The sequence below is a fragment of the Pseudoalteromonas sp. 1CM17D genome (genome assembly GCF_023161805.1).
GTDB classification, from domain to species: domain Bacteria; phylum Pseudomonadota; class Gammaproteobacteria; order Enterobacterales; family Alteromonadaceae; genus Pseudoalteromonas; species Pseudoalteromonas atlantica.
Window position 1 is genome coordinate 176,198 of sequence record NZ_JALNTP010000007.1, and the last position, 16,120, is coordinate 192,317.

Annotated in this window: 16 protein-coding genes; 8 read left to right on the forward strand and 8 right to left on the reverse strand. The window is 39.7% G+C overall.

Going from position 1 to position 16,120, the window contains the following annotated elements:
* Nucleotides 1–26 precede the first annotated feature (26 nt).
* Both MSC25_RS13675 and MSC25_RS13680 read right to left on the reverse strand, forming a co-directional pair.
* The gene (locus tag MSC25_RS13675; protein ID WP_248443748.1) at nucleotides 27–3,152 is read right to left on the reverse strand and encodes an anti-phage-associated DUF499 domain-containing protein; all 3,126 of its coding nucleotides are present in this window, start codon (nucleotides 3,150–3,152) and stop codon (nucleotides 27–29) included.
* 141 nt (nucleotides 3,153–3,293) lie between these two features.
* Entirely contained in the window at nucleotides 3,294–3,476 is a 183-nt protein-coding gene (locus MSC25_RS13680; protein ID WP_248443749.1) for an AlpA family transcriptional regulator, read from the reverse strand.
* Nucleotides 3,477–3,601: 125 nt separating this feature from the next.
* On the opposite strand from MSC25_RS13680, the gene radC reads away from it, so the two are divergent.
* The 4 genes from radC to MSC25_RS13700 are packed head-to-tail and all read left to right on the forward strand — an operon-like array spanning nucleotide 3,602 to nucleotide 5,373.
* Complete coding sequence (gene radC, locus MSC25_RS13685) at nucleotides 3,602–4,075, forward strand: DNA repair protein RadC (RefSeq protein WP_024595466.1); 474 nt, start codon at nucleotides 3,602–3,604, stop codon at nucleotides 4,073–4,075.
* Between the two features lie 12 nt (nucleotides 4,076–4,087).
* Complete coding sequence (locus MSC25_RS13690; RefSeq protein WP_248443750.1) at nucleotides 4,088–4,507, forward strand: DUF2787 domain-containing protein; 420 nt, start codon at nucleotides 4,088–4,090, stop codon at nucleotides 4,505–4,507.
* A 12-nt stretch (nucleotides 4,508–4,519) separates the two neighbouring features.
* Entirely contained in the window at nucleotides 4,520–5,080 is a 561-nt protein-coding gene (locus MSC25_RS13695; RefSeq protein ID WP_248443751.1) for a tyrosine-type recombinase/integrase, read from the forward strand.
* A 53-nt stretch (nucleotides 5,081–5,133) separates the two neighbouring features.
* On the forward strand, nucleotides 5,134–5,373 hold the full coding sequence (locus MSC25_RS13700) for a hypothetical protein (RefSeq protein WP_248443752.1): 240 nt from the start codon (nucleotides 5,134–5,136) through the stop codon (nucleotides 5,371–5,373).
* Nucleotides 5,374–5,422: 49 nt separating this feature from the next.
* Here MSC25_RS13700 and MSC25_RS13705 read toward each other — a convergent pair whose 3' ends face one another.
* From MSC25_RS13705 to MSC25_RS13715, 3 genes are all read right to left on the reverse strand, one after another.
* Nucleotides 5,423–5,851: a hypothetical protein gene (locus MSC25_RS13705; RefSeq protein ID WP_248443753.1), complete on the reverse strand. Its 429-nt coding sequence runs from the start codon at nucleotides 5,849–5,851 to the stop codon at nucleotides 5,423–5,425.
* A gap of 17 nt (nucleotides 5,852–5,868) precedes the next feature.
* Nucleotides 5,869–6,501, reverse strand: a complete 633-nt coding sequence (locus MSC25_RS13710) for an EcsC family protein (protein ID WP_248443754.1) — start codon at nucleotides 6,499–6,501, stop codon at nucleotides 5,869–5,871.
* A gap of 268 nt (nucleotides 6,502–6,769) precedes the next feature.
* Nucleotides 6,770–7,441 carry an inovirus Gp2 family protein gene (locus MSC25_RS13715; protein ID WP_182760924.1) on the reverse strand — a complete coding sequence of 224 codons (672 nt, stop codon included), beginning with the start codon at nucleotides 7,439–7,441 and terminating at the stop codon, nucleotides 6,770–6,772.
* 458 nt (nucleotides 7,442–7,899) lie between these two features.
* Here MSC25_RS13715 and MSC25_RS13720 point away from each other — a divergent pair, with 458 nt between their 5' ends.
* Nucleotides 7,900–9,192: a hypothetical protein gene (locus MSC25_RS13720; RefSeq protein WP_248443755.1), complete on the forward strand. Its 1,293-nt coding sequence runs from the start codon at nucleotides 7,900–7,902 to the stop codon at nucleotides 9,190–9,192.
* A 6-nt stretch (nucleotides 9,193–9,198) separates the two neighbouring features.
* Here MSC25_RS13720 and MSC25_RS13725 read toward each other — a convergent pair whose 3' ends face one another.
* Entirely contained in the window at nucleotides 9,199–10,404 is a 1,206-nt protein-coding gene (locus MSC25_RS13725; protein WP_248443756.1) for a tyrosine-type recombinase/integrase, read from the reverse strand.
* 304 nt (nucleotides 10,405–10,708) lie between these two features.
* Here MSC25_RS13725 and MSC25_RS13730 point away from each other — a divergent pair, with 304 nt between their 5' ends.
* Both MSC25_RS13730 and MSC25_RS13735 read left to right on the forward strand, forming a co-directional pair.
* Complete coding sequence (locus tag MSC25_RS13730) at nucleotides 10,709–11,245, forward strand: YaeQ family protein (RefSeq protein WP_024033976.1); 537 nt, start codon at nucleotides 10,709–10,711, stop codon at nucleotides 11,243–11,245.
* A gap of 17 nt (nucleotides 11,246–11,262) precedes the next feature.
* Nucleotides 11,263–11,868 (forward strand): alpha/beta hydrolase, encoded by a 606-nt coding sequence (locus tag MSC25_RS13735; protein ID WP_004585990.1) that lies wholly within the window; start codon nucleotides 11,263–11,265, stop codon nucleotides 11,866–11,868.
* Here the strand turns inward: MSC25_RS13735 and MSC25_RS13740 are convergent.
* Complete coding sequence (locus MSC25_RS13740; RefSeq protein WP_024033977.1) at nucleotides 11,865–12,074, reverse strand: hypothetical protein; 210 nt, start codon at nucleotides 12,072–12,074, stop codon at nucleotides 11,865–11,867. The two genes, MSC25_RS13735 and MSC25_RS13740, sit on opposite strands and share 4 nt — an antisense overlap.
* Before the next feature lie 346 nt (nucleotides 12,075–12,420).
* Here MSC25_RS13740 and MSC25_RS13745 point away from each other — a divergent pair, with 346 nt between their 5' ends.
* Nucleotides 12,421–12,894 (forward strand): Dps family protein, encoded by a 474-nt coding sequence (locus MSC25_RS13745; protein ID WP_004585992.1) that lies wholly within the window; start codon nucleotides 12,421–12,423, stop codon nucleotides 12,892–12,894.
* A gap of 282 nt (nucleotides 12,895–13,176) precedes the next feature.
* Here MSC25_RS13745 and MSC25_RS13750 read toward each other — a convergent pair whose 3' ends face one another.
* Nucleotides 13,177–16,119 (reverse strand): TonB-dependent receptor, encoded by a 2,943-nt coding sequence (locus tag MSC25_RS13750; RefSeq protein ID WP_248443757.1) that lies wholly within the window; start codon nucleotides 16,117–16,119, stop codon nucleotides 13,177–13,179.
* Between the last annotated feature and the right edge of the window lies 1 nt (nucleotide 16,120).

Sequence of the window (16,120 nt, forward strand, 5' to 3'; positions counted from 1 at the left end):
TCACTGTTTACTTTATACATACAGGGCTATTCTTCCTGCGCCACATCACCAGGACGAAGCTCTATACCGGCTAACTTAGCAAACTCTTTTGCCTCAAAACCATTCTCAAACTCGATGCCATCCCTTACGTTGACTGTGACTGCTGCATCTTCCTCATTAAGTAGCTCTCTTAGGCTGTTAACTGTTTTTTCTATCATGCTAGCTGTAACTAGACGTTCACCAAAACGAATACCAACGGTGTTCTCACCTTCACCAATTTCAATCCTAACGCCTTTGAATTGAGTTGAAGCCTGATCTTTAAAACGATTGATAACTGAGAAAACCTTATCGGTGGTATCAAGCGATACACGCCTTGTACTACTGATTTGTGCTGGTTTAGTGTCGTCAATCTTTACAGTTTTATCGCCAACATGGGGTATGGAAAATTCCACTGTCTTAGAGGCTTCACCTGATTTGGCGTAAACTAATAACAGCGATGCATCCGAACCGATATCGAATGGCTTGTCATAAGCTGAGCCATCTTTAGGGTTAGAGCCATCCAAAGTGTAAAACATGTCAGCATTTGGCGTACATTGCAGAGTGATTTTTCGTTTATCTGCTAACGCCTCAACCTGATGCCTGATTTTAAGGTCTGCAACCCAACGAGTAGCTGGGCCAGCTTCGTATTTGCCACTTGGATCTCTTACTTGAAAATACAGCGTACTTTCAGTTGTGCTAAAGCTTTCACTATCTTCAATTTGCACGTCAGTTTCTAAAACCTCAGCCTTTGTTGAATAGTGAATAACAGGACTGTCACCTGCATTTCGTGGTGTTAGGCTAAGTACTGACTCTCCAGTATCTGGATGTGTACTTAGTAAAGATACGTTCACACTAGTTTTCTCTTTAGGGAATGGCCCTTTTTCAACGTAACTATCTTCACCTTGGCGCCAGCGACCTTGCTTAAGTGCTTCTGCTTTAAGTGTATCCATGCCACTGTTACCAGGCATCCAAGGCCAAGCAGGGTTACACTTAGCTTTACTAACAACATCTTTCCAAGGGGTACGTCTATTCCCAGCACCTGAAGGCCATAGCTCCGCTTCTGCCATTGAAAAGTACTGAGTAAAATCATCTTTTAGATCAGCGGCTAACTTATAGTTGGCGCGAGGATCAGCCATTAACTTGTCAATTTGGACTTCGGCAGACTGATCACCATCGCCGATTTTTAATCCATTATCGATAGTGACCTTTAACAATTGCTCAGCACCATCTATAGGATCTATTCCAGGAAATAAAATGGTGTTGTATGACGCAGATAGAGCTTTAGAAAAACGGCTCTCTGCCTCTTCTAGCCGATCCCTAGCTTCTTCAAATAAGGTATCTCCAGATTTAAGCTTTTTGTTAATTAGCTCTATAGCGTACAGCTCACGTAATCTCTCTTCGACCGCATCCGCCATGATGCTGTCTTGTCCCGTTAGTACTAAAAGATTGTTTTTCTCTTGCTGGAACTCAAAGAAGTTCATTAGTTCGTTTGGTGGCACTCTGCCATCAGGTTTAATAACAATGAGAGTACGAGGACCACTAAGCTTAAGCTCATCCATTCGAGGCAAAATCTGAACATCTTGATAGGTATTGCGAGTGTTAGGCTGCAATATCCCTTTAAGGCGATTGATCAACGCTTGGTCAATTTTTGGTTGTGGAACTTCCTTTGCACTTCGCTCTATCTGACGAGATAAATTTTCTGTTTCTTTAATGAAGAAGCGTTCATCTTCACGGTGTAAGTACCATGCTTGTTCACGTAATTTCTGAATAGCTTCTAAAAATTCATCTGCTTTTCGGTTTGGTGCTGCTAAAAACTCGATGATTTCGCTTTCAGATAAACCAATGCGACCACCAACCGCTCTAGAGAGAGACGAAGCTAACAATAAGGTCATTAATTGAGCAGAAGCATCATTACCTTGTTCTGCATCGATAATCTCTGAAATTGAATCACCCTTGTCTGCAATGTCTCGTGTTATTGCAGGGACTAGCTTCGGAGAAATTCTCTCAATCTCATCCTTCACTTGCTCATCATTTAAATCTAGGTGTTGAGTACCAATCAGGAACACGTCATCAGTTTTCCGCTGGTCAACACTTTTTAGGAGTCGAGCAGTAAACTGCATCAAACCACGGGTTTGACGGAAACCTTCATTTTCTTTGAATAACGCAACTAAATGCTTAAAAGAAGGGTGGAACGGATATGTTTCTCTAATTTGGTCAGCAATTTGCTCAATACTTGATGCAATAATGTAGCCGCCGTCTTCAGCCTTCTTAATTTGCTGTGCATACTCTTCTGCAATATCATTGATTACTTGGTCATCAGGCATTTCATCAACAAGTCGCTTTTTCAAAATGTCATAGATTTCATTGCCCGATAATTGTACCGGGGTGATAGTCATTGATTGACGGCGAGTTTCTTGTTGCAGGTTAGAAATAGAGTCTGCAAGCGCTTTTGTCTGAGCCTTATAGCTGCCTGAAAGGTTCGCCATAACGATACAGCAATTTGGTAGTTCTAAAGCCGCACTCATTAATGTACTTAGGCTATACACCACCATATCTGCTAACGTGCCAGAACCTAGAACCTGCGTGCTAGCAACGTTCAAATAAGGAGGTAGCTCATCGATCATAATCAGAGTTGGCGTGTCTCCGATGATGTCTTTCCATTTTTGCTGATCGACAGGTTTAGGCCCATTAAACCAGTGCTCTTTGATTTCTTCTTCAGCACCTAGCTGAGTACAGATATCACCCCAGATATAATTACTAGGGTTGTTTCGGCCATTGAAAGCAGCAATGCGAGCGTTACCAAAATCTAAACGACTATTAAGGGACTCTGGCAAAACAGAAGGTCTTAGGTGAGCATGTTTAGCAAGTAAACCTAAGGCGATCATCATGTGGGTTTTACCACCACCCATTGCTTGAGTTAATTCGAAAACAGCTTGATCAGACTTTCCTGACAACCTTAGCATGCCTTCGCGAAAAAGTTGCTCCATACCGTGAGTAACAAAGTTACGAGAAAAGAACTCACTTCCATCACCAGCATCAGTGATTAGGTCTGCGAGGTTTTCAATCCCTTGACTCATCCTGTAATCTTTAATTACAGGATTGAAACTACATGCCTGTTTAACCGTTTTGAGCATTTGATACTCCATTATTTTTACTCTAAATTGTTATTACGCTTTATCCCTCCAATATACCAAAAAGAAAGATTAAATATTAGCTTTAATATCAATTCCAACCACGAGCAAATAATAAATTTATCATACAGTCTTCATTTGCCACTAAACGTCCCTTTCACCAATTCTTTCCATTATCCAATCATCAACCTCTGACTCTAACCAAGCAACTGACTTTGCACCAAGCGGTACTTGTTTTGGGAATGTGCCTTTAGTCATAAACTCATAAATTGTTGAGCGGCCAAGTGATGTTTTTTCGATTACTTCTTTTAATTTGATTAAACGCATGGAATTTCTCCGGTTGGTTATTAGTACATAACCTTTCCGGGGTCAGTATTTTTTTATGCTCTTCAAACAAAAAACTTACACATATACATCACTAACTTGCATGAACCACTTAAGAGGAATTTACAATGCAAGGTCAACAGTCGTTATACGAATTTAAACACCCCGTAAATGATGAGCAGATACTTGAAGCAGCTGCTTATATCATCGCTAAGAAGCAGTTTAGAGATGGCGTATTGAATAGCCCTAATGATTGCGAAGAGTACTTAAAACATAAATTAGCGATACATGAACATGAAGTATTTGCCGTACTGTTTTTAGATAGCCAAAACCGCATACTAGAGTTTAAAGAGCTATTTAGAGGCACTATTAACGCAGCTAGTGTTTACCCTAGAGAAGTCGTTAAAGAGGTGCTGGAGCTTAATGCTGCATCCGTTATCCTGGCGCATAACCACCCTTCCGGCGTTACTACCCCATCTCAAGCGGACAAGCTGATTACTACCAAATTACAGCAAGCTTTAAACCTAATTGATGTATCTGTGCTTGATCACATCATCATTGGCGAGAGCACGTATTCATTTGCTGAACATGGCTTAATTTAAAAGGAGTTAAATATGGCGTTAAAAATAGAGCAAGTATCAGGCTTAAAAGTGCCTGAGTCTTTTATTGGTGTGATTGTAAGTGCTGTTACTGATGGAGGTGATTCTGTAGGTGAGGCAAAGGCGGTTACTCTAAACTTTAGAGATCCAGACTACAGTCCCGAAGCTGGAGGCTTTCACCCTGTAGAGGTTAGGTTAGAAAAGCAGGCCACCAGCTGGCAGCTTGTTTATATTACTGACTTTTCGTATCAGGGTCGCCATACCCCTGAGCTAATAAAAGAAATTGATGTGTGCTTTAACATTAAGCAGGTTTATCACTTTCTAGCTGGTTGGTTGAATGCTAGGGAAGGTAAAGAGTTGTTAGCCTTGTTCATTTCAAACTTTGTTGAGTACTACAACACAGGTTGTTATCAGGTAACGATTACGACTGAGTAACTGGAGGTTTTTATGGCTGAAGTACAAGCAGTTAAAGACCTTGATACAGTAAGGCTCGTTAGCTATTTACTAGACAAGCGTTGTTCAAGACAAATGAGCCAAATATGGAATATTGGCTTAAACCTCGCGCTTAGAATATCTGACTTACTTGCAGTGAAGTTTACTGACATAAGTAACAATAGATTGATTATTTATGAGTCAAAGACCTCGAAATTAGCTGAAATAAAGCTAAATGATAAGGCGCTTACCTTGATCAACGAAATTAAACTAACTCATCCACACCACATCTACTTATTTCAATCATACCACAATCAACAAGCGATTAATTCAAAGCCTAGACCGCTATCACGCAGAGCTGTCACAAAAGCATTTGCGCTAGTAGGTGAAGAACTAAATATTCATTTGGGGACTCACTCAATGCGTAAAACACGCGGTTATCACTTATATCAGAAAACCCATGACATCGCCCGAGTAATGAAAATGCTCCGCCATAGCTCCGAAGCAACCACACTTCGTTATATAGGCATAACACAGGAGGAAATAGACAAAGACTTTGAAGAACTAGAGCTATAAACCCTAACAGCGCCATTCTGGTGCTCGTGATACTTAACTAAAAGGAAAACATTATGTCTTTAGATAAGGCCGTTTCGTGCGGCGTGGTTGGTAATGAGTTATCTAAACAGATAACTGGCAGTAATGATTCTAGCGTAAGCAGAACAGCTGTGGCTATAGGCTCCGGTGCAGCCGCTGGAGCGCTTACATCTGGCGCAATAGTAATTGGTGCAGGCGTTGTATCTGCGCCTGTTACAATCCCTTTGGCGGTAGCTGGTGGATTAGCTGCTGGCATTGCTAGTTTGTTTGATTAAAGTATAAAGGGCGCACTTTAAAGTGCGCCTGCTTAATAATTTTGAATGGCTACCCTTCAATAACTCCGCAATCACGACATTTTCTTTTTCCCTGAACTTTTATATCTCGCCCCATAAGCTGAGCCCAATTATGTGTTGTTCGGCCTCGGCGCTCTTCAAAACAATTTGAGCATTTTTCAATAACTCTACAGTTAGAGTCTTTACCCCGCTCTTCAAATTTATGAATTCTTTTAGTCTCTTGCACATCGCAGTGCACACAACTTCTAAATGAGTCACACCTATGGCTACTAATAGAGTTGATATATTGCCAATCATTAAATTTATGCTTAATTGCAGTAATGTATTTCTTACAATCAGGGCACGTTTTTTCAACGTTGCACAATGGTTTACCCGCAATCGGTGTATATTGTCCTGCATGCCACCCTGTTAAACACTTAGCTGATGTAGCAGCACTTTTAACTTTATCCCAAAACCCCATATTTAATTCCTTTTAAATTATCTCTGCTCTACGATGAAGGTATCTCTGGCTATATTTCCAATCGTATTAGTCGCTACCGAGTCAAAAGTAGCACCAATAATACCACCAACAAGTGGTACTACTTTCCCTAAATTAATAACACCTTTTTCTCCGAATTTGGTTACTAAACGAAATCCTACTTTTTGATTTATAATTTTAATTGTTTCTCCGGATATTTTCTTTATCGCGCTAGTTGTAAATTTTGTTCCCGCGACTATACCGATATCTTTAAGTATATCCTTCGCTGCATTGCCAGTTAGACAAGCATAAACAAGAGCCTTAACACGATCATCTCTAATATCATGCCCCCCGATATGTGCAATTGCTGCTATCATCCGCATTTGAACAAATATCACACTTGCTACATTCGCAGGTATTGTAACAGGCATCGTAAGTATGCCGCCCAGGCCACTTAGAAAACCTGATGTACCGGCTTTAGTATTTTGCCAACGGATTAATGAATTTGCCTGACCGCTGCGGTCTTTATCAGATTGCGTATAGCTTTGAGCGAGTTCACTCGCCGAATCTAAACCTGCAACACCATTGATAGCTTTTTCGTAGCTCCACTCAAGCACTTGCATAATCTTCCCTTCAGATATTTTTTCGCTCAAAACATTCTCCTCCTAAGTAATAAGCAATAGAGCAAAAGCATTCATACTCCATTCATTAAAATAGTACCTATAAAGAAGATATTGGTAAATATAAAAATACAAAATGATGCATCGCCGCAACAGAAACAATACTTAATAACTAGATATTAAAAGCAAGTTCTCATAATGGTATTTTGGGAACTTGCCATCCCTTATATACTAAGGGTTTGAGCTTATTTAGCTAGTTGAAGGTCTCAAAACACTGTTAAGTAGCTTAATGGGAAGTTGATTACCTTCTGCTGCAACCAAAGTAATTATCTTTACTACCAAAAGCTTTTGTATCAACTTTTGCAAAATAACTAACTCTAAAGAATAGCTGTTCAAAATCCTCTGCAAAGTTTTCACTGTTCCTATTAAGCCTGTATGTATGATTATCAGGAAATTCTACACACTTACCTGCATCATAGGTTTCAATACCTATAGACTTGGCCCAAGCCCTTATTATACGAGAAGCCATATTATCACCATTACCTTGATAATTACCTAAACCATAATAAGTGTCTTTATTCAGAAAAATCGCAACATGATAATGAGGCATGCAAGAGCTATCTTGCTCTTTAACCCATATGTATCTCAAACTACTATGGTGAGCATTACCGTTTCTTTTAATTTTATCTTTAATGTCACGCTTTATTTCTAGATCAAGATTCTTAAAAAAGCTCGATATATGCGATGTTTGTAAACTTGCGATTTGATCAATAATCCCAAAGCTAACTGGAAATCTTAAATCAAATCTAATAGCCAAAGTCCTAGGATGTTCATTCAGGCTTTGAGTTAGAACCTGCTCAATAGATATTAAATAATTTTGTATCAAGTCTCCTTTATTCCATACAGGAATATTTTTGTAGAACCCTACTTTGTTTATCACTAAGTTCCTATTAACTGGATGACGTTTATTCATAATTTCCTCTTAATTTAATTAGTCACATAAGAGGTGTCTCCTTAGTAATTATTTATCCATTATTCCTTAATATGTTTGGAGAGATAGTGCCGTGTATATATTACCTATACAGAAAAACAACCCATCAGATTTGTGTAGTATGAATCAAAAAATCATAGGCTGTTGAGTTGAATTTAACAGAAAGAAAAAAGAGAAAAGTAGTACCGATGTGGGATCAATTCATCTACCTACAAAGCTTAATATTTGCTTTTTCAAAACTAGCATGCGATAGATCATAAAATCAAAACTAAGAAAATAAACACCAAAGAACAGCTTACCCCAGTAAAAACGTGCCCATAAAAAGCATCTTAGTTACGTATTTTTTACTATATATAGTTTGATTTTTTATGAATAAATCACTTATAAATTATGCTTTAGTTATGCTATAAATGAACTTCACTTAATAAGGAATTACAAAAATGTCATGGCTAGACACATTCAAAAATGATGAAAGATCACTCTTGTGGTTAGTTAAATATATTCATCACACTGAGTTGTTTCAGGTAAATCAACTCCCTAAAAACATTAAAGAAGCTCGCTATATTATTCAGTGTTGGGAAAATGAATCCATTAATGAAACAGGGTGTCGTCTCAAGTATGAATTGAGAAAGTTAATGAAGAGTTACTTTGCAAATATGCTACCTATTGAGAGTTTCAATTGGCTGTCAGATAGTGAGCCAAAACAGTTATGCTGGGTATTTTTTTACTTGAAATTTAACCCTCCTAAACGCTATTACTACGCCCCCCCAAATAAGTACTTTCGAGATTTTGCTTGTAACGTTAAAGAGATTTACCCTCTAATCATTAGAATTTTTGATGCTACACTTTGCGGCGAAGAAGTTAAACAAGACTACTTACTGACTATGAAGCGCAGCTATTCACAGTTTGTAACAGGTAAAACACCATTTCCATGGTTAGATATAAAAGATGAAAAAACATGTATCTGGGTTTGGCGTTATCTAATAGAGAAACTAGAGGTAGCTTCAGGGAAAAAAGATACGCTCCAATTCATAAAACCAATTGATAATGAGACAATCTATTGGTCTGTTATTGCGTTGATAAGTAATTGGAATTTTTTAAACGGTCGCTACTTAGAGCGTTTCACTGCACCACTAACAAGTATTACTCTAGTTAGTAAGTACTTTTCTAAAAAGAAGGTTTCTAATCACAATAATACCGTAAATATTACAGCGAGAAATGCGCCCTTCATCGACCTGAACACAGAAAACAGCTCTGAGGTCACAAATAAAACACCTTTTTTAGAATTATATTCGCATTATCTAGAATTAAAAAACAAAGACAAAGCTGCTCTTAAAAAAGCCTCATTAAAATCATTGAACTGCGATCAATATGCACATTACAAAGTTAATCCATATCCTAATAGCGCAATCATGGGATATGTAGAAAGAAAATATAACGGTATAAGATTTACAATAGACGGTATAAATACTTATCAGGATATACCCGTTCACTCTAATGCATTGAAATTAAATATAGTTTTTGTTGGTTTAAAAAAAGACAAGCTACCAACAACAAGTGAACTAACTACAGCATTATACAACGCACACAAACAAAATATACTTCGCCAAAAGAATAATAACCTCTTTGGTTTAACCAAAGCCAACCAAAAAAAACTAACCAACTACGCTAAAAAACTAAATACTACAGAGAGAAAAGCTCTCAATGAAATAGTCAAAGCAAAACTTGATTAAGTACATTTATTTGAGACTAGCCTGCTCAATTAACTCACTCCACCAGCCCATTATTGGCCTGCGTTGCTCTAAATAATCAGAGCGGTTATATGCCGCTCTTGTTTCATTTTCATCTGCGTGGGCTAAGCAGGCTTCAACTAACAGACTATCGTAACCTTTTTCATGAAGTGCTGTAGAGGCGACAGAACGCAGTCCATGGGCTACCAGCTTACCTTTGTAGCCTAAACTGCGTTTAATGGCTGCATTGACCGTATAGGTGCTTGCATGACTCTTCTCATTACGTTCACTCGGGAATACATATTCATGGTGACCGCTGAGTGGCTTCATTTGCTCAAGTATTGCCAAAGTAGCAGACGTTAAAGGTACTCGGTGCGCTCTTCTGCGTTTCATTTCTTCGGCTGGGATCGCCCATACAGCCTCTTCAATATTAATGTCAGCCCACTTAGTGCCTGCGGCTTCCTTTGAGCGAGTCATAGTGTGCAATTGCCACAAGATTAAAAGTTTAGTTTTATTCTGAATAGTTTGTGAGTTATTCAAAGCAGTTAAAAAATCAGGGAGCTCTTCAGGCTTAATAGTAGCCATATGTTCTACTTTATTTTTAGTAAATACTTTTATGATTTTTGCTAGTGGATTGGCATTGATGAAACCATGGTTTACTGAGTAATCCATGATTTGATTCAGGCTTTGGCAAATACGCTTGATTGTAGAGTGTTTACCGTCAGCCTCAAGTGGCCTGAGAATTTCAATGGTATCAATCGCTGTAATGCTTTCTAAAGGCATGCCCTTCATTTTCGGGAAAATATACATCTCAAGCGTTCGCCATTCTCTAGCTGCATGATGAGGTGTAACAGTTGGCTTTTTTCGTTCAAACCAAAGCTCTGCGGCAGCTAAAAAAGTATTCGCAGCTTTTCGGCTCTCTGTTCGCTTTTTTGCAAGCTCATATGCCTTTGGGTTAATACCTTGCGCTAGTAGTTCTTGATACTCAATAGCTTTAGTACGTGCGTTAGCAAGCGATAGTGCTGGATAAAGCCCAAGGGGTAATTTATTAAATTTATCACTTATTGGATCTTTAAACTTAAATTGCCAAGATTTAGTACCACTAGGTAAAACACGCAGTTGAAGACCGCCACCGTCAGAAAGCGTTTGTTCTTTGCCTGTACTAGTAATTGATTTTATTTTCTTATCCGTTAGACGAACTACAGGCCTAGCCATAATAAGCTCCATAATGATGATTAAGGCTAGTATATATAAAACATAATCTCATGGGTACTAACGTGGGTACTAAAAATAGTAGAAGCAACAAGATTAGACTGGACAAATACGGAATAAAAACAGATTAAACACATGTTTTTTAAGGAGTTTAAGTAACACTACGGAGCGGCACGGAAGTTAATACAAGCGCCCAGGGAACCACTGGATAGCCATTTTTAACTCCTAACATATAATTTGACGCTATTTTAACTGGCAATTCATTTAATTGCGCTATACTGGCGCAAATTTTTTTAGATTAGATATTATGGCTCTTAAATCTACCATTATTAAAGCGCAATTATCGTTAAGCGATATGGACCGCCACGTGTACCAAGATTTTAATTTAACGTTGGCACAGCATCCCTCTGAAACCGAGCAACGGTTGATGATTCGCTTATTAGCCTATGCGCTAAATAGTTGTGATGGCTTAGAATTTACCAAAGGCTTAAGTGCCGACGATGAACCTGAGCTTTGGCATGTAAACTACAGTGAAGAGATAGAGCTGTGGATTGAGCTGGGCCTGCCAGATGAAAAGCGGCTTAAAAAAGCCTGCAATAAAGCTAAAAAAGTGGTGCTTTATACCTATGGCGAAAACAACCAAGCTATTTGGTGGCAAAAACATCAACCTAAGTTGTACGATTTTAAAAACTTAAGTATTTTTAGCCTTGATTACGCTGCTACTCAGGCACTTGCAGATTTAGCCGACCGCAATATAAAACTTACCATTACCGTTCAAGATGGTGATGTGTGGGTCAGTTCTGATACGGCTAATATCGAAATAAAACCACAACAGTTAATGTAAATTGTAGGTAAGGGCGTATGAAAATAAACCACGTTATTGTATTACACGGCCTTTATATGTCGGGCTTTGTTATGCGCCCGCTCTGCTCTCGTCTTGAACAGTCTGGAGTTAAAGTACTGAATCTCACTTACAATACGCTCGACCCTAACTTAAGCACCATATTTAAACAAATTGATGAGTTTATTGGTGATGAGCCCTCTGCATTAGTATGTCACTCTATGGGCGGATTAATTGCCCGCGCCTACTTAGAGGCAGGCACGCCAGCGAGTCACCATGTCACTAAAGTGATTACGCTTGGCACACCCCATCAAGGCAGCCACATAGCGCAAAAGATGAAGCAAAAAGGGTTTGAAACCTTTTTAAAAAACAGCGTCGAGTTTTTACTCACTAAAAATGGTAACTGGCCGTTTAAGGCCAAGCTTTACAGTATTGCTGGCGATTTGCCCATTGGTTTAATGCCGTTAATTGTCAAAGGCAGTCAGTCCGATGGCACCGTTTTACTAGACGAAACCAAGCTTAAAGGCATGGCTGAGCATAAAGTATTTCATTTAAGCCATACCAGTATGATTTACTCTCGCCAAGTGCTTGAGTACATTATTAAGTGCCTTAACGAAGCAGCCTAGTCTTCGCCCGCCTCTGCTATTTTATAACTGATTAAGAATATCACCCCTAAAATAAGTGGCATGGGTGCGGCAATGTAGCCAAACGTGTCGGCATTGGCAAAACTTGCGCCTGCTAAATGCGCCACCAGCCCCAATACAAATGCTATAACGGCTATACCTACCACTATTAACTCTGCTTTATTTTGTTTTACTGTTTTTGCATCCATAATCGCTCTCCAATAAATTTAAGATATTTATTTTGCTTGAGTGAATTATGCGCTACTGCCATAAGCATTTACTGATTTAGATCAATACATCAAATAGCCAATATTCAACCTTGTAGAAAACTTGTTTTAGATCATAATTTATCCATGTTTTGTCTTTATTTTATTGTTAAGGGGTAGAATTTTAATAAATTCAACCCATCTATATTGTATGAGTGATTTATTGCGCTGCACGTTATTAATAGTTAAAACCTATTGCATTGACTGGTTTAAACAATTTTACTAATTAATAGCACTGAGCAATAATGATCATCAGTTCATAAATAAACGGTTCATCAAGGAGCAAGGTATGTCACAGGTAAATGCAATTGGTTTAAACAGCGCAAAAAGCGAAGACATTGTTAAGTCACTCAATACATTATTGAGCAGCTACCAAATTCAATACATGAATGCGCGCGGTTTTCATTGGAATATTAAAGGCCGTAACTTTTTTGAATTACACATTAAATTTGAAGAGATTTACAATCTTCTGCTTGAAAAAGTAGATGAAATTGCTGAACGTATTTTAACGTTAGATGGCGCGCCACTACATGCGTTTTCTGATTACTTAGAAGTAAGTGAAATTAAAGAAGCTAAAAACATTAGCGATGGTACCGCAGCCGTAGAAAACCTATTAGCTGGCTACAGCACACTAATTAAAATGCAACGTGAAGTACTTACTCAAGCAGGCGATGCAGATGATGAAGGTACAGCGTCATTAATGGGTGATTATATTTCAGAGCAAGAAAAACTAGTATGGATGTTAAAAGCGTACTTAGACTAAGCTAAAAAATAAGCCCTCAAAAGGGGAGGGCTACAAATAGGGAGAATCGTAAATTTCTTTGCGATTCGGATACTATATTAGCGCCCCCTATTGACTAAACAACGCCACTGTTACCAGTGGCGTTGTTTTTGGTTTAAGCGGAGCATAAATAATTTTAAAGCAAACTAGCCCACCCTTTTCGCGCTTGCATTAAAAAGTCCCAGCAACGGCTGGGGCTTTTGTTAATACCAGCTCCTTAATTAAGTGAAGCTGGAAAAACTACAATTGTGCAGTATTAACTGCTTAAAATTTACTTCTAAAACCAATATAGAAGGTTTGTCCGATTGGGTCATACGTACCTGCGTCGGTTTCAGTGCCTGTGCTTGAGCCACTTACACCTGAAAGTATACGTGGAGGCTCTTTATCAAATAAATTGTTAGCGCCGGCGTATAGCTCTACCGCGTCACTTATATGATAGCTTGCTTGTACATCGTGGTAGGTTACTGAGCCAATACCCACGCCGCCAGCAGGTATACCAAAGCCACTTAAGAATTGATCATCAAAGTCAGCAGCCCCTATGTAGGTCATGCTCCAGTTAAAATCAAAGTCATCAAGCTTATAGCCTAAGTTCCAGTTAGCTTTGTGCTCAGATGCGCCAATTTCACCTGCAAACTCATCTTTATCCGCACCCGGTAACGGAATAGTGTAACCGTCAATCAAGTAAGTGTATGCAAGGCGAGTTCTAAATGCGCATGGACCAATATCGGCAGAGTAAGTTAGTGTTAAATCAACACCTTCAGTTCCTAAGCCACCACTATTTGATACACCACTGTCAATAAACTCAAGTGACCCTGCGCTATTATTACCAGAAGGGCCGCTACGACGAGTTATAAAGCTACAGAAGCTATCATCACCACCGCCATAACATTGGTCTAGAATAAATTGGCGCGGTGTAGATACAATCGCATCAGTGATTTCTATATCAAAGTAATCAAGGGTAACGTCAAGGCCCGAGATTAACTCCTCTGGGGTAAATACCACACCCACAGTCACAGAGTCGCCCACTTCTTCTTTTAAGTCTGGGTTACCACGGTTAAAACCACTAATACCCTGTAAATCAGACTGGTTAAGGGTAAACTCACCGTTTGTTGCAATATTATTTGTAACACCCGCATCGGCACGACACGCATCACCTACAGCGCCACCGCCACTGTTTGTAACACCTATACATGGATCGTTTAAACCACTTGGGAATGTTTGCGAAGGCGGTGAAAATAACTCATCAATATTAGGCGCACGTGTAGAACGAGCACGGGTAGCACGAAGGCGTAAGCTATCCATCACTTCCCAATCAACACCTACGTTCCAGCTTTCTGTATTACCTACTGTTGAGTAGTCAGATAAACGGACTGCGGCGTTCATTGTTACCGCATCCAGCACTGGAATGTTAGCCTCAACATAGTATTCAGTTACATCAAAAGAACCTTCGGTTGCAGGAATTGCATTACCGGCATTTAAGCCTGCTTGCTGTAGGGCATCAAATTCACTGCGAGAAAACTCTTCGCGGTATTCAAAACCAGCCGCAATACCTACCATACCCGCAGGCAGCTCAAATAAATCACCTGAGACATTACCGCCAATAATTTCTTGCTCTACCGACGTAGAAAGCGTACTTGGCGCACTAACAAAGTCAATTGCACCTTGCGATAGTGAATTAAATCCGTAAATGTTTACTGGCGCACAATTAAAGCCACGCGCTGTTGCATCAATACAAATCGCTTCATCGGTAATGCCATCCGCATCTAAATCTTGGCTATCAATTACCGCCTCTAAACCTTGGCGAAAGCTTTGTACATTTACTAAGCCACCTGAAACTTGCGACTCTTTCGTTTTACCGTACACATAGTAGGTATCGTAAAACCAGCTGTCGTTAATCTCACCCTGAAAGCCCACAGCTAAGCGGAATGTATCACGCTCTGCACGGGCACCACGGTTACCTACATCACTTAAACGTTTTGCAAAAAAGATATCTCTAGCACCATCACCGTCGGTGTCTGTTGCTGCATTGTAAATATCATCTGACACAAAGGCATTTCTGAGCATTTCGCCATTTACGTCAAACTCAATTGGCACGCGGCCATTGGCATAAATGTCATCTGAGGCTAACGGAAAAGGCTCTAACTCTGAAATAGTGGTACTAGATGCGTACGTCCCTTCAAAAAAGAAGCTGTGTTTATCTGTTAGCTCGTAACTACCATTTGAGGCAAATAAGTAGCGCTCTGTTGGTATAGCAATGGTACGTACGCCGCTTCGGTTAAAGCCGTTGGCATCTATACCGTCACCGCCATTGGTGCTAAACGAGTCCTGTAAGTTGTTGTTTGGATCGTAAGTAAAGCGTGTATCGCCCGCATCAAAACGCCCTTGTGGCGGAAATGATGAGAAAAACGGATTAACGGCTTCAAAAATAGAGCCCGGGTTTGCCGCCGGATCGCCTTCAAAATAAATACCTGAAAATTGGTCTACTGCAGAGCGCTCACGATCGCGTGAAAACACAGCTCCTTGGTCTGAGTAGCCTAAGTGGAACATGGCTTGACCTTTGCCATCACCCGTAGTTAAACCCGAGGTAAAAGAAAACTGGCGCGATTCATCATCGCCTTCGCTTGATTCGCCGTATTGGCCTTCAAATTCTACGCCTTCAAAGTCATCTTTTAGTACAAAGTTAACTACACCTGCAACCGCATCAGAGCCATATACTGATGATGCGCCACCGGTCATAATTTCCACGCGCTCAATAAATTGACTAGGAATGGTATTTAAATCAACTGCCGAGCTACCAGGTACACCCGATACATAACGGCGCCCATTCACAAGTACTAAAGTACGGTTTGAACCTAAGTTACGCAAATCAACAGTAGCTACACCCGCGCTTGCAGTTGAAAAGTTAGAGTTAGTACGGCTAATAGCTGGAGAACCAAATGCTGGGTTTTCTAGCAGTAGGTTTTGAATGTTTAAAGAACCCGATGCATCAATTGCCTCGCCACTTACAACCTGTATAGGTGCAGATGACATCGCCTCGGCTGAACGAATACGAGAACCCGTTACTTGCACGCGTTCTATTTTTTCTAGTTCGTCTTCTTCTGCGGCTATACCTTGAAAAGAAAAGCCAGCAAGCACTGTCGCACTAAGTGCTAAAGACAATGAAGATTTTTTAAATGTACGACTATCTAAGTTATTTATTTTTTTCATA